The following is a 13,397-nucleotide window of genomic DNA, read 5'->3' as shown; positions in this document are numbered from 1 at the left end:
CGGCCCAATCCTCCACTTTTAGCACCCCTCATGATCAACAAGGGGGTCAACTTTCGGAAGCTTCCCGGGGGTCAGTTTTCAGGAACCAGCGACAACGCGGGGCCGACGCGATGATGTCCATGCAGGGGTCCCTTCATCTGGGACCATCCCCGCGGACGCGGGGCCGACGACCCGGCAGTGATGCCTGCCGTGACCAGCAGGGGACCATCCCCGCGGACGCGGGGCCGACCGCATGACGGGTCCGCCGGTGCCGTCGGGGTGGGGACCATCCCCGCGGACGCGGGGCCGACTCGATTGCCCAGGTCATCGCCATGCAGCACGAAGGACCATCCCCGCGGACGCGGGGCCGACTCCTCGGGTCGCTGGTGGTCGAGGTGATGGTGAGGACCATCCCCGCGGACGCGGGGCCGACTGGAGGCGGGACGATTCCCACGCGATCACGATGGGACCATCCCCGCGGACGCGGGGCCGACCGACCGAGGTCCGAACACATGTCGTCCCACCGGGGACCATCCCCGCGCTCGCGGGGCCGACGAGCAGGGAGACGACGGCCGCGGTCTCCGACCGGGACCATCCCCGCGTTCGCGGGGCCGACTGCCACGTGACCGTGACGGTGCACTCGTGCATCGGACCATCCCCGCGTTCGCGGGGCCGACTGCAATGGTGTGTGGTCGTGGTCCTGGTGCTCGGGACCATCCCCGCGTTCGCGGGGCCGACAAGGCGCGGGCGAACCCCGGCAGCACCATGGCGGGACCATCCCCGCGTTCGCGGGGCCGACGACACGGTGTCGGGGGTGCCGCGCGATCGCGTGGGACCATCCCCGCGTTCGCGGGGCCGACCGCCTGGTTGACATCTGTACGGACTCCCGTACAGGACCATCCCCGCGTTCGCGGGGCCGACGTGCCTCCGGCGGGCCGCTCGGAGGGGCCGGGAGGACCATCCCCGCGTTCGCGGGGCCGACTGCACCGCCCGAGTCGCCAGGCTCGTCGGGAAGGGACCATCCCCGCGTTCGCGGGGCCGACGACCCGTTCGAACGGCCCCGGCGCTCGCCCCTGGGACCATCCCCGCGTTCGCGGGGCCGACGACGCGCTTCACGACGCCGACGGGACGTCGGAGGGACCATCCCCGCGTTCGCGGGGCCGACGGCCCTTCGGATCGCGATGCAATGGTGTGCCGGGGACCATCCCCGCGTTCGCGGGGCCGACTGGTGGCGCGGACTACTCGCCGGACTCGGTGAGGGACCATCCCCGCGTTCGCGGGGCCGACCGACTCCCAACTGTTCCAACATCGCCCACAGAGGGACCATCCCCGCGTTCGCGGGGCCGACTACGCCTTCGTCGCGTCGTGCCACGCCTTCAAGGGACCATCCCCGCGTTCGCGGGGCCGACGCCACCGCCGCCCGGCGGGACGCCGCCCACGGGGGACCATCCCCGCGTTCGCGGGGCCGACACTGGATGACCTGGGGTTCTACCAGCGGGTAATGCCATTTTGATTTAGTTGCATCTTGCCACCTGGTGCTGTCTGTCGTGAAGCGGATCTCCCTCGACTCCACGGTAGTTCACCCCGGGGCCTCTCCGTCGGCACTCCTCGCCGCCCCTGCGGAGGCGGCGGCCGAGGGCCCGACTGCCTCGTGACAGGCCGCCGGATGGATTACCCGACCACCTGCGTCGACCGTTCCGGGGTCACGTCGTCGGGTGTGAATCGGCCTCGGACACGTGAAGGTCCCGGGCCCTCCGCCGGAGCATCTCCGCGCTCGCGGGGCCGACTTGCCCTCGGGGTGAGTGCCGTTGATCCGCCCGGACCCATCTCCGCACGTGCGGGGGCTGCGGATCGAGCGGCTGCGGGATCATGTGTCGAGCGGGACGGGCCAGAAGGAGCCGGCCGTTTTGCCGCAGCGAACGGTCTGGCTGCCGTTCGGCTCGATGGCGAGATGAATTCGTCGAAGGCCGGGCAGCCGGCCTCTGCGTTCGCGGGGCCGACGCGACGAAGCCCGGAGGCAGCACCCACAGACCGGGAACATCCCCGCGTTCGCGGGGCCGACGATGCGCAACACCTCTCCCCGCGTTCGCGGGGCCGACTGGTGATCGGCGCGGCCCTCGGAATGTTCGTCGGGAGCATCCCCGCAGACGCGGGGCCGACCCCGATGACCTCGACTCCGCGAAGCAAGGCAAGGGACCATCCCCGCAGACGCGGGGCCGACAGGACGGCCACGGAGACCGTGTCCTGATCGGGAGCGGTAGTGTCCGTCTGGACATCGTCGGTGAACCAGGTTGCGTATCACCGACCATGTTCATTCCTGGTACTCGGTTTCGGTCTTCCGTGTCGCGCATGGGCGTTCGGTCTCGCGCTCACGGCGGGCGCGTGCTGCCGCGCGTGCCCAGGCATCGCCTGGGCGGCCGTGACCGAGGGGCTGCGGACGGTCGGGATTCGATCGCGGGACGGACTCCTTCCGGGGTCCTCGCGGTACGGGGCTTTCGCCGAGAGGGGCCGCCGGTAGCCGTGCCGCTGGCCTGCTTCGGGGGGTGCCGGTGGCCAGGACGCGGACCGTCCGGACGACGTCGCGGCCCACTGCGGCGTTCACTCGGCAGCACATCGCGGTGTTACCGAGGAGGCGGAGTTGGGTGGCGTAGGTCGGGCTGTCGGGGAGCAGTTCGAGACAACGGGTGCCGGGGTCGTAGTGCTCGACGGTGACGTGGTCGGCGAGTTCGGGGGCTATGCGGGGCCATGCGTCGACGATGCCTCCGGCTGCGGTGGGTACCTCCCAGGCGTGGGTGACCATGAGGTCCTCCAGGACGGATGCCACCGGCCGGGGATCACGGCCGTCGGCGCTCGCCAAGCCCAGGGGGCGGGCGGTCGCCTTGGAGGCGACCCGGCTGTCCTGCGGGGCCCGTCGCAGCGCCGCGAGGGTCTCCCGGAGGGCTTGGCGGGCCAGGTCACGGGGCGGGGCCCCACCGTCGGCCGCCGCATCGTTCACGCCGACCCGCTGCTCGGCGGGCTGCGCTGGCTGTGTGTCGGTCATCGCGGACCGCCGGGGCCGTGGAGGGTGAGGGTGCGTGAGGTGGCCACGTGCATGGCGCGGTCGTACAGGTCCTCGCCGTACAGGCGGCGTGCGTATTCGGCACCGGCCGTCCGGTGGGCCGCGAGCACCAGGTTGGGGTCCAGGGCCGCGGCCGCGCGGACCTCCTCGAGGAGCGACGCCGGCAGGTCGTCGGGCTCGGCTGGATCCGAACCGATGCCGAGCAGGCGGGGATCGTCGAACGCGTCGTCGTCCGAGGCTCGTACCGAGACGGGTGCGAAGGCCTCGCCGATCAGACGCCGCGCCTCGGACGATGGCTGTGACCGGACCGGTTCGGGGGCCCATTCTCGGGTGCTGTCCCGACTGGCGGCAAGCATGTCCCACCACGCCTCACGGCCTTGGTCCCGGCGGTCCGGGGTGTCCCACACGCCGACTGCGCCCTTGAGGCGCGCGGCGAGGAAGCCGCTGGGGCGGCGAACGACGCGGGCGACGTCCCCGCGGGTGACATTGATCCACGCCTGTACGTCCTCGCAGGTCCAGCCGCTGTCGGCGACCTCGCGCACCACCCACGAGACGCGTTTGGGGTCGGCCCGGCACAGCCACGGCAGGCGCTGGATGAGGTCCCGGGCCAGATCCAGGCGGTGGGCCACGCGGTTTCGCACCCGACGGTGCGCCGGCGTCGGGGAGTTCCCGCTGTCTTCCATGCTCGAGTGACCCGATTCCCCGGTGACGACGCTGTCTTGGGGGTATACATGTCCAGCAGCGGAGATCTCTTGGGGACCAGAAAACCCTAGGGTGCAACGCTTTCGCGGGGAGGGTGGCCGATGAACTTCGCGTCGCTTCCCACGGGGCCGTGCCGTCAGTCGGGCCAAGCGCTTGATCGCCCGTCGCCCCGCCGTGCCGATTCCGACCATTCGGCGTTCGCGGCCCTCGCCGATGACCCGGATGCCCAGGGCATGGTCGTACATCGGGGGGATCACGAGCACGTACACCGCGGCGAGCCGCTGCCTGTCGTCGGAGAAGCCGCCAACCGCGCGATAGACCAGCAGGCCCGCGCGGCGCAGTGCACGCAGTTGGCCGTAGACGGTGCGTTCGGACAGGCCTGTGGCGCGCCTGAGGTAGGCGATGCCGGGCCGGCACTCGGTGAGTCGAGCCATGATTCGGGCGATGTGCAGTGTGTGCTCGGAAAATCCCGGCAGGCGCATGTCGACGCCCCACTGAACGGCCTGTAGCCACGACACCGGATCCGAGTTCCGACTCTCGGTTTTCTCCACCGTCTGGAGGGAGTCCTCGACCGGGCTGAAGTCCCGCAGCTTGCAGCGGGAGCCGTATGGACCCCGGCGGTTGGCCTGCGGTTCGACACTCTGCTGGTCCGATGCCCGGACAGGGGCTGTGCGAGTTGGAGCGGGAACCCGGGTGCTATCCCGAGGCGGCACAACGGCCTCGACGGCGACCCTCTGGTGCGGAACCGAGGCATGAAGCGTCGTCATCGGTGCCCCCAGCGGTGCCCAGCACGGCAGGCCCGGGCGGACGCGGCATCTACATGGGACCGCAGACGGGTGCGGCCCGGGCCGGTGCGGGCGGCGCCCGAGCGGCGCGAGAGAACACCCGCCGGACGCGGAAGTGACCAAGATCGCTTGGCGTCGTCTTCGTGAAGGGCGGGCACGTTGGCGCGGTCGTACCCGGGCGGGCTGACCAGCCCAAACGGGTTGTGCGAGTTCGGCGATGAGGAGTAGTCGAGGGGATCGCGTGACGAGGCCGTTTGAGGCGCGGCAAGCATCTGGGCATGCGAAAGCTGACAGGCCCGGGTGTAATCAGGCAAGATGAATCCGATCTGGTTTTGGGCACACAAAAGCCCGCTATCGGTGGCCCCCGGTTTCGGGGGTGAGAGGTTCTGGCGAACCAATGAGATTGCTCTGAACGGGCGGCTGCGAACCGACCGATCAGAACCTCAGCCGGTTGAACCGGCTGAGAGCATCTGGGCCGCGGGTCCCGGTTGACTGCGAATCACCGGGACACAGGCGGCCAGGGCGGCTGAGCCGCCCAGCGATTTACGTCATGTCACCCCCTCCAAGTACCTCGGCAGAGGTCTGTCCGGACGCGGCCGGGAACGCGAAAACACCCGGCCGATGACGACTTGGGTCGCCCGGCAGCGGGTGCCTGAATGTTTCGTCGCAGGTACGGGTAGCCTGCATCGCGTCGAGACCTCCGTTTAGGTCGTCGGCCGTCACCCCCGGAGAGCCACCTCGCGGGGGTTCAGTCATTGTCTGAATCTGAACCGGAACAATCTTGTTGCTCGGCGTCACCCTACTCCCGAGCAAGCGTCGAAAGCTGGCCAATCGGGCTCCGTGTCGTCGGGAACACCCAGCGACCGACGCGACGTTCCGCAAGATCACCGGGCCCTGGTGAGTAGCTGCCGGCGGCCGGGCATGATGAGCGCTGTGAATCAGCCCTCCACGTCGCCGAGTTCCGGTAGCTACGCGTCGCGAACCCGCCGTGCCGAGTACGTCCAGGCCATGAAGGCACTCGCGGCCGACCGCCGACCCGACACACCGGTGCGCGTCTACGTGAGCGTGCCACCGACGGTCATGGCGCGCGAAACATGGCCCACGCGGCTGGAAGCCATCCGCGCGGCCCTTCCGGCAGGCGTCGAACTGATGTCCTACGCCACGGCTTTTCCGGCCGATGCCGACTGGGACGAGGCATGGCCAGCATTCTCTGCCACTCTGGACGGCTTGGTCCTCATCGGAAAGCGGACCAAGCCCGGGAGCATGAGTCCCACTCTGCAACTCGGGCCCGTTGCACGCAAGGAGCTCCGCACAATCGTGGCGCGCCGCCGTCCGGTTCTCCTCCATACGTACGAGTTCGGCCTGGTGCCGATCGTGGACTGCCGACCGCACCGTCGTGGACCCGATGGCCGAGAGCGCCTGAAGCTTCGGGTGCCCGACGGCTGGGATCCGGGCTCCATCACGCTCCAGGCAGCGCTTGCGGCCCTGCGCCCCACCGAACGCGCTCCGCTTGGCACGTAGTTGATCGTCGTAGTGTCGCCATGGACTGACCGGGGCTGTCGAGGCTTCCGGAGGTGTGCCGAGGGTGCTCAGCACGGGCTGCTCTTGTCTGCGGCGGTGGCGTAGTAGAAACCGAGGACGGCCTCCGCGCCCGAGCCCTGGGCTGTGGTGATGCGTTGGTATCCCGCCGACCTCAGATCCCCGGTGACGAGGACCCGCGGGTGTTGTCGGTCGGGTGGGCAGTAGCCGTCCGCGCGGGGGCTGAGCCCTGCGAGCGTCGCTGGCCTGTTGCCGAGGTTGTTCAGGATCGTCTTGGCGGCGTAATTTTTCACTGCTCCGTGCCGGTCCTTCGCCGTCACCACCCAGCCGCTGCCATGAGTGGACGCGGAGAGAGCAACGGAGGACACGGGTACGACCCGGACTCGGTCGTCATGGGCGACTTCCGCGATCTTGTAGTCGTGCGCCGGCGGACACAAGACGTGCAAGGTTGTGGCGACCTGGGGGCGGGCGCGCAGCCAGGTGCCCAGCGGCCTGTCTCCTCCCAGCACATAGACGTGTTCCACAAGTTCGTTCGGAGTGGCCCGCCACAGTGGCGGCGCGGAGAACCCGGCCGGAGCGTTCACCCAACCGGTGTTGGCCGGCGTCAGGCTTTCCACACCCGTGGCGACCACGACGGCCGACCCGACGAGCACCCGCCCGTCCTTGAGGGTGAGTTCGGCCCAACTGTCGTGACCCTCTACGCTCACGGCGCGGGCCCGCTCCAGGGAACACCGCTCGGCTCGTTCCAGCCGCAACAGATCCGCCGCCAAAGCCTCGGCGAGGTCCGGACCCGACGACCAGCCACCGGACACGTTCTCTAAAGCGTCGATGACGTGCAGCTTCCCGCCCACTCGATCGTCCTCGACGACGACGGTTCGCAGGCCCAAGCTGGCTGCCATCAACGCGGCGGCGACACCCGCCGGGCCGGCGCCGACCACCAGTATGTCCGCATCCCGATCCGCGATCATGCGTGTGCTCCCGCCACCCCGTTGACGCGCGACAAGGCGGCCGTGCTGCTGAGGAGTTGGCCGACGCCGATGTTCCGGCCGGCGAGGAGCAGCGCCGCCTCGTGATACTGCGGACCGCCGGTGGATGCGCAGGCATCGGTGACGATCCAGGGCACGAAACCGCTCTGGTAGGCCGCGACGGCGGAGTCGTATACGCATGCGTCCGTGTCGATGCCGCACAGCACGAGGTCGCTCCAGCGCTCCTCCCGAAACAACCGTGCGCCCTCGGAGGTGAAGACGGATGCCTGCGTCTTGTCGATGACCGGGTAGCCGTCGGTGTACGGTGCCAACTCGTCGACGAGGGCCTGTTCCTCGGGTGTCCTCAGCCGCGTCCAGCCAGTGATCGTTTCGTACGGCGATCCGGGTGGATTGTGGAAGCGGGACAGCACCACAGGTGCCCCGACCTCCCGCCACCCCTCCACCAACCGAACGATGGCGGGGACAACATTGCGACTGTGCCGGTTTATGAAGCCGCGTTGTACGTCGATGACGACCAATGCGGTCGTTCGAGGGTTCACCCAGCCCGCCTTCCCTTGGCTTTCATTGATTGTTGTCTCGGAGGGCATCCTGGGCGGCCCGCAGCCGGTCAGGAAGTTCGCTTGTGTTCAGGATGGCCTCGCGCATTACGCGATGTTGCGCAGTCTCGGTCGGGCGCGCGGTGGTGAGGCGCGTGTGCGCGCCGCGCAGGAACCGCCACCCGTACTCCGGTGGCATCACCGGGTCTTCCCCATCCTCGATCATGTGCAGGACGTGCGACGACAGCGCCCATAGGGCTTGGACATCCAACTCCAGCGCGACGACCTGGCTCATCGTCAGGGCTCGTTCGTGCGATTGCGGGTGGTACGCCACACCTGACCAGCTGGCCACGCCCCGAGACACGCCTCCCCCGAATGCAACGGCCTCGGAATGTGTCCAGCCATCACGGAATTTGGCATCCTCGACTCCGGGACCGAGTGGCACGACGTGCGTCGGATCCTGGCGGTCGACGAGCACTGACGGCGTGGCCAGTAGGTGGAGTCCCGTTTCCAGGCTGGGTCCCGTCCACGGGGTGTGGCGCAATTCGTAGGCCGACAATACGTACTGCGGGGAAGGCGGGGGCTCGTCGAGGTCCCTCTCGGACGCGTGCTGTTCCAGTAATTGATGGATGCGGTCGCGTGCCCAAGCGGGCTCTTCCCAGTAGGTGCGGTAGCGCCAGACGGCCAGCGCGGTCAAGGTGTCGACCCTTTGGGGTTCTTCCACATGGACGACGGCAACACCGCACGCGTAAACGTGCACCGTCGACGACCGCTCTGGTGCTCGCTCGAGCGAGAACACGCGCTGGGCCAGGCCACCGGGGCCAGACGGTCCCGACGCACCGATGGCGTACAACGGGGCGCCTCGTTCACCGAGATACACCGGTATGAACTTGTGTGAGACGACGGTGCACGGAGCCGATTGGGCGGAGTCGTTGGCCAGAGTAGCCCCTGGCTCGCCTCGATGAATGGCCAGCAGGATGCGAAACCGCTCCTTCTCCTCCATGGTGCAGCGGCCCAGTGCCGTGTCCAGGAGCTGCGCGGTGTCGTGACGACATACGGTGCTCGGTGCCTTCCGCCAGTACGAAATCGCCCTGGCGCTGATGTCGAGGCGTCGAGCGAATTCGCGAACCGAAGATCGCGTCGCATCCATCAGCAATAGGGCGTCCTTGCCGGTCCACTGCTCCACGGCGATCACTACACACCTCCTGGGGGGCAACTGCCAGGCGAGAAGAGCCCAACTTCCACGCTGCTTCCACGCTGCGGCATCTCGATCACCGTCTCGGTGCTAGAGGCTGGTTCATGGAGACTCACAGCGAAGACAAGGGCGGACGTGTCCAGTCATTTACGACAAGGCAACGGCAAGCCGTCGTACACCAGTTCAACGCGATCAGCCGGAGCGACGACCTCCAGGACTTCGATGGGGGTTCCGTCGGCCTTGCGGGTCACGCGCTCCACCACGATGACCGGCACCTTGCCGCCGATCATCAGATCGCTCGCCTCGTCGGGGCTCGGGGCTCGAGCCGAGACGCGCTCGTCCGCAGAAGCCGGGACGTGGCCGGCGGCAGCCAGTGCCCCGAAGACACCACCAACGATCTTTTCGTCGCGAGCGATCGGCGTGTCCTCGGCCAGGGCCGGCGGGTACCAGGCGTTCTGTACTTGGACCACGTCGTCTGGTCCGATCGTGGCGAACCGACGTCGATGCACTGCGGTTTCACCAGCCGAGAGCCGCAGCAACGCGGCGACTCTCTCCGGTGCCTGCGCTGAGGGTCGCACGAGGACTACGGCCATGCGGCCATCGAGTCCCTGCTCGGCGCACGCGCTTTCCCAGGGGCCGCGACTACCCCCTGGCTGCATCACTTGGACGTATCGGCTGAGCGGTATCCGGACGGCCGACCTGGTGCGTACGACGGTTCCCCTCTTGCGTACGGGAACGACCAGACCCTCGTCCGCCAGCACAGCCACTGCACGACGGAGCGTCAGACGCGAGGCGCTGTACTCCGCCTCAAGGTCGAGCAAGCGGGGCAGATTCGATCCTGGTGGGAACTCCCCCTGGTCGATGCGACGTCGCAGGTCGTCAGCCAAGTCACGGTACCCACGCACGGATCCTCCTCAGATTGAGTCCACAGCTTACAGGTACCCCTATTGACAGCGGCGGCACACTGCGCATTAATAGAGGTACCCCTAATGGGGCGTGACGAATTACCTTCTGTATGTCGCCGAGATGCTTTGATTGCGTGCCCGCTGCCCGAGTGGTGGCGCGGCCGCTGCCGACCATCGAGGTTCTGTCGGAGGCTGGCCCGGTGCTCGTCGCGGCGTAGCAACCCGGCGTCCTGCCACCGGAACCACCCTTCGTGGAGTGGCGCCGGGAGTGGGATTTCGGTCCCAGCACCACGCACGACCAGCAGGTAGTCGCCGCGTTATGCGGTTGGAGTTGATGTACCACTGAATCCTCCGGACTGCCGGCACGGCGCAGATGCGCTGTCCACGTACCACGACGTCGGGATCCTGCGACGGTCCTGGCATGCGGAGAGAGCACCGCGCACCGCGACACCACGTCGTATCAACCCACCCCTGCCTGTCGGGAGTTCGTGATGCCTTCACCCTCCACCCAAATGGCCCGGAAGCGGCCGAGGCGTACCCGCAACAAGAGGGTCAGCCCCCGCCCTTCATTGGCCCTGTCGACTCTGAACCCGCTTGATCTGGATCTGTCCCACGCCGAAGTGCCATCGCTGGCTTGTCCGGACTGCAAAAGGTGGTGCCCGATCACGGGTATCGGCGGCGTCACGCCCAAGCTCGTCCCCCACCACACCGAGCGCGCCGGCTCCCTCGACCCGCGACGGTGTATCGGCAGCAACCGGCGCATCACACTCGACCTGGTCCGCTTCGAGCAAGCGCTCCACACATGGGAGCGACACCCGGCCGAGTTCGTCCCCGTGGTGCCCGGCGGCGGCACCCGCGCGTTGCACAAGGCCCGGGCCCGAGCCGCCCGACCCACCCCGGAGCCCGCCTACCAGGCTTACACCGCGCACCGCGACGAGTGCGCAACCTGCACCGACACCACACCCTGCCCAGCAGGCCGGCCGTACGCCGACCGCCTCCACTGGGCCTTTACGATCGACGCGCACCGGCGACGCCTGGCCGAAGCGACCCCGTCGGCCGCGTCCCGCCGCGCCACCAAGATGCTGCCCAAGCCGGTAGTACCCGTGGCCCCACCGGTGGGTGAGATGCGACCCGCCCGACTCGCCCCCGAATCCGCTCGCCGGGCCTACCTCGCCCACCGCGACGCCTGCTCGGCCTGCACCGGCACAACGCACTGCACGCCCGGCGCGACACTCGCGGCCACGTACGTCCGCCTGCTCCGCCAGGAACCGCGCCGCCGCCAAGGCGCGCAACTCCTCGAGGAGTTCCGGCAGGAGGTTGCGGCGAAGCAGGCCCGACAGCGCCCGCAGCAGCGGGCGGCCGAGTGGGCTGCGGTATCGGCAGCGGTGGACCGCGTAGACAGCGAGCAAAAGAGGCTCCGCGACCTTGCGCGGGCACAGGCGCCGACCGTGGGTCCCGATGTCCCGCGCAAAACACTGCGACCACAGCGCTGACTTCCCTGAGCGGAGGCGGCTGCCGTGTCCATTACCGACGCGGACTCCCCACGCATCCACGTGACCCTCGCCCCGGCCAGGCCCGACACGTGCTTTCCGAACCGCGCCCCGCCCGCACTGCACCATGCGAGCGGGGCGCGGTCGTGCACCGGCGCCCGCGGCGGCAACGCGCGAAGGAGAGAGGTATCGCCCCATGGCCATGACGAACATCGAGACCACCCCGGAGACTTCGGTCGGCCGGTTGGCCCAGGTTCGTGCCGAGGCCGAGTACGGCGCCGTCGACGCCGGGTCCTGGCCCGGCACCACCCTGACACTGGCCGACTACGTCGACCGCGCCGTCGCCAACCTGACCCACCCGACGTGCGGCGACCGGGAGTACGACGTGACCACGCGCCTGATCGACGCGTGCGGGCGCTGCTGGACCTGCTGCGGCTGGACAAAGCGTGGCGAGCCCTTGATGCGCACCGACGGCCCCTCGTACGGAGCGCCGATCCCCCTCGCCTCGGTGATCGCGACCTACGGCCCGCTGCACCCCACGGCGTGAGCCCCGAGGTTGCCTGTCGCCCCCACGCCTGCTCGGGCGGGGGCGGTGGGGAGCCTCGGGAACGCCCGCAGGCCCGCCCTCACACAGGAGCGGTACACATGACCGAGACCGAGACCGTCGAGACCATCCGCTACACCGCCGACGTCGTCGCCACCACGACGGACGGCCGTGTACTGCTCATCGAACGCGGCTGGGACCCCTACGTGGGCCGCTGGGCACTGCCCGGCGGTTACGTGGACGCGGGCGAGACGAGCCGCGCGGCGGCGGCGCGGGAACTGCTGGAGGAAACCGGTGTGCGCGTCGACCCGGCCGACCTGACGCAGATCGGCGTGTGGGACGCGCCGGGCCGCGACCCGCGCGGCCGGTACGTCACCGTCGCGTACGCGGTCACCATCCCCACCGCCACCACGGCCCGGGCCGGGGACGACGCAACCGCCGCCCGTTGGTGGCCCGTCGACGTTCTGCCGCCGCTCGCGTTCGACCACGACGACATCCTCGCCGCGCTGGGTGTCGTTCCCGACGCCCTGGCCTGACCAACCCACATGCCCGCCGGCCGATCCGGCAGGCACTCGATCGCGCGCCCGGGCGGTGACCACCACCCCGCCCAGGTGCAGCGCATCCCGGGACCCGTGAGGGCCGACACCGTTGCGTCGGTGTCGGCCCTCGCGGCCGCCGGAACCGCGGCCCCGACCGTGGGAGATCGAACGTGACCGTCACCATGCACAATCTCAAGCTTGAGGACCTGAAGGTGGGCGACACCATCGACCCCGCCGCGCCGCCCTGGTGCAGCTTCGCCGACACGGAGGAGTACGACGAGATGCGGGGCCGGCGGCTCTGGGTCTGCGAGACCTGTGAGTGCGAGGTCCTCGCCGACAAGGACGGCATCGTCCTGTTCGCCCCGGACGACTGCGGAGAGCACTGACAGAACCGACGGCCGCGCCCGGGCGGGCGACCACCACCCCGCCCGGGCCACGCCACCAACGCCCCGGCGTCAATGGCCGATGCGGCGCCCCTTGGACGGAGTCCTTAGAAGTCGTTTCATTTGGTGTGTTCGCTATTCTGGCGGGTGTGACGACGCTTGTGGAGCGGCTGGTGCCGGACGAGTTGTGGGAGTTGTTCGAGCGCGTGGTGCCGTCGAAGCCGACCCGGCCGCAGGGCGGTGGCCGGCGGCGGTTCGAGGATCGTGAGGTGTTGGCCGGGATCGTGTTCGTGGCGACGTCCGGTTGCACGTGGAGGCAACTGCCGCCGGTGTTCGGCGCCTCGTGGCAGACCGTCTACCGCCGGTTCGCCGAGTGGAGCCGGGCGCGGGTGTGGGCGAAGCTGCACCGGATTCTCCTGGACGAGCTCGGCGCCCGGGGTGCGTTGGACTGGTCGCGGTGCGCCGTGGACTCGGTGAACATGCGGGCCCTCAAAAAGGGGATTTGACGGGTCCGAATCCTGTGGATCGGGGGAAGTACGGGTCGAAGATCCACCTGCTGACCGAACGCACCGGTCTGCCCCTGTCGATTGGGATCTCCGGTGCCAACACTCACGACAGCCAGGCCTTGATACCCCTGGTCGAGGGCATCCCGCCGATCCGTTCCCGCCGCGGGCCACGTCGCCGCAGGCCTGCCAAGCTCCACGGCGACAAGGCGTACGATCACCGATTCATTCGCGCGTTCCTGCGGCAACGCCG

Annotated in this window: 12 protein-coding genes, 1 pseudogene and 1 CRISPR repeat array; of the genes and pseudogenes, 7 read left to right on the top strand and 6 right to left on the bottom strand. The window is 69.2% G+C overall.

Features of this window, described 5'->3' with window-relative positions; translation table 11 throughout:
- Positions 1-139 precede the first annotated feature (139 nt).
- A CRISPR array of direct repeats spans positions 140-1,449; the repeat unit is 29 nt; unit sequence GGGACCATCCCCGCGTTCGCGGGGCCGAC.
- 841 nt (positions 1,450-2,290) lie between these two features.
- On the bottom strand, positions 2,291-3,019 hold the full coding sequence (locus ACZ4FV_RS49850) for a DciA family protein (protein ID WP_465327977.1): 729 nt from the start codon (positions 3,017-3,019) through the stop codon (positions 2,291-2,293).
- Entirely contained in the window at positions 3,016-3,666 is a 651-nt protein-coding gene (locus ACZ4FV_RS49845; protein WP_465327975.1) for a hypothetical protein, read from the bottom strand. Before ACZ4FV_RS49845 ends, ACZ4FV_RS49850 begins: the two co-directional genes overlap by 4 nt.
- Before the next feature lie 174 nt (positions 3,667-3,840).
- Between ACZ4FV_RS49845 and ACZ4FV_RS49840 the strand changes: the two genes are divergently transcribed.
- Positions 3,841-4,248, top strand: a complete 408-nt coding sequence (locus ACZ4FV_RS49840; RefSeq protein WP_465327973.1) for a hypothetical protein — start codon at positions 3,841-3,843, stop codon at positions 4,246-4,248.
- 1,209 nt (positions 4,249-5,457) lie between these two features.
- The gene (locus ACZ4FV_RS49835; protein ID WP_465327971.1) at positions 5,458-6,045 is read left to right on the top strand and encodes a hypothetical protein; all 588 of its coding nucleotides are present in this window, start codon (positions 5,458-5,460) and stop codon (positions 6,043-6,045) included.
- Positions 6,046-6,113: 68 nt separating this feature from the next.
- Here the strand turns inward: ACZ4FV_RS49835 and ACZ4FV_RS49830 are convergent, their stop codons facing one another.
- The 4 genes from ACZ4FV_RS49830 to ACZ4FV_RS49815 all read right to left on the bottom strand — a co-directional run bounded on the left by ACZ4FV_RS49830 (position 6,114) and on the right by ACZ4FV_RS49815 (position 9,685).
- Positions 6,114-7,031 (bottom strand): FAD-dependent oxidoreductase, encoded by a 918-nt coding sequence (locus tag ACZ4FV_RS49830; RefSeq protein WP_465327969.1) that lies wholly within the window; start codon positions 7,029-7,031, stop codon positions 6,114-6,116.
- On the bottom strand, positions 7,028-7,636 hold the full coding sequence (locus ACZ4FV_RS49825) for a cysteine hydrolase family protein (protein ID WP_465327967.1): 609 nt from the start codon (positions 7,634-7,636) through the stop codon (positions 7,028-7,030). Before ACZ4FV_RS49825 ends, ACZ4FV_RS49830 begins: the two co-directional genes overlap by 4 nt.
- Positions 7,611-8,780: a helix-turn-helix domain-containing protein gene (locus ACZ4FV_RS49820; protein ID WP_465327965.1), complete on the bottom strand. Its 1,170-nt coding sequence runs from the start codon at positions 8,778-8,780 to the stop codon at positions 7,611-7,613. The genes ACZ4FV_RS49825 and ACZ4FV_RS49820 overlap by 26 nt, the downstream gene beginning before the upstream one ends.
- A gap of 143 nt (positions 8,781-8,923) precedes the next feature.
- Complete coding sequence (locus ACZ4FV_RS49815) at positions 8,924-9,685, bottom strand: GntR family transcriptional regulator (protein ID WP_465327963.1); 762 nt, start codon at positions 9,683-9,685, stop codon at positions 8,924-8,926.
- Positions 9,686-10,305: 620 nt separating this feature from the next.
- Between ACZ4FV_RS49815 and ACZ4FV_RS49810 the strand changes: the two genes are divergently transcribed.
- The 5 genes and pseudogenes from ACZ4FV_RS49810 to ACZ4FV_RS49790 form a co-directional block, all read left to right on the top strand.
- Positions 10,306-11,178 (top strand): hypothetical protein, encoded by an 873-nt coding sequence (locus tag ACZ4FV_RS49810; RefSeq protein WP_465327961.1) that lies wholly within the window; start codon positions 10,306-10,308, stop codon positions 11,176-11,178.
- A 193-nt stretch (positions 11,179-11,371) separates the two neighbouring features.
- Positions 11,372-11,722, top strand: a complete 351-nt coding sequence (locus tag ACZ4FV_RS49805; RefSeq protein ID WP_465327959.1) for a phiSA1p31-related protein — start codon at positions 11,372-11,374, stop codon at positions 11,720-11,722.
- A 98-nt stretch (positions 11,723-11,820) separates the two neighbouring features.
- Positions 11,821-12,255 carry an NUDIX domain-containing protein gene (locus ACZ4FV_RS49800; protein WP_465327957.1) on the top strand — a complete coding sequence of 145 codons (435 nt, stop codon included), beginning with the start codon at positions 11,821-11,823 and terminating at the stop codon, positions 12,253-12,255.
- A gap of 173 nt (positions 12,256-12,428) precedes the next feature.
- On the top strand, positions 12,429-12,644 hold the full coding sequence (locus tag ACZ4FV_RS49795) for a hypothetical protein (RefSeq protein WP_465327955.1): 216 nt from the start codon (positions 12,429-12,431) through the stop codon (positions 12,642-12,644).
- A gap of 146 nt (positions 12,645-12,790) precedes the next feature.
- Positions 12,791-13,397 (top strand): annotated as a pseudogene (locus tag ACZ4FV_RS49790) (IS5 family transposase); the annotation flags it as partial.

The organism is Embleya sp. NPDC025285, assembly GCF_055558835.1.
The sequence above is the reverse complement of the archived record's forward strand: the minus strand, read 5'-3'. Positions and strand labels throughout refer to the sequence as shown.

Bases quoted from the DNA above. Each gene is read 5' to 3' on its own strand.
- ACZ4FV_RS49850 (WP_465327977.1), bottom strand. From the start codon at position 3,019: ATGACCGACACACAGCCAGCGCAGCCCGCCGAGCAGCGGGTCGGCGTG.
- ACZ4FV_RS49840 (WP_465327973.1), top strand. From the start codon at position 3,841: ATGAACTTCGCGTCGCTTCCCACGGGGCCGTGCCGTCAGTCGGGCCAA.
- ACZ4FV_RS49830 (WP_465327969.1), bottom strand. From the start codon at position 7,031: ATGATCGCGGATCGGGATGCGGACATACTGGTGGTCGGCGCCGGCCCG.
- ACZ4FV_RS49825 (WP_465327967.1), bottom strand. From the start codon at position 7,636: ATGCCCTCCGAGACAACAATCAATGAAAGCCAAGGGAAGGCGGGCTGG.
- ACZ4FV_RS49805 (WP_465327959.1), top strand. From the start codon at position 11,372: ATGGCCATGACGAACATCGAGACCACCCCGGAGACTTCGGTCGGCCGG.
- ACZ4FV_RS49800 (WP_465327957.1), top strand. From the start codon at position 11,821: ATGACCGAGACCGAGACCGTCGAGACCATCCGCTACACCGCCGACGTC.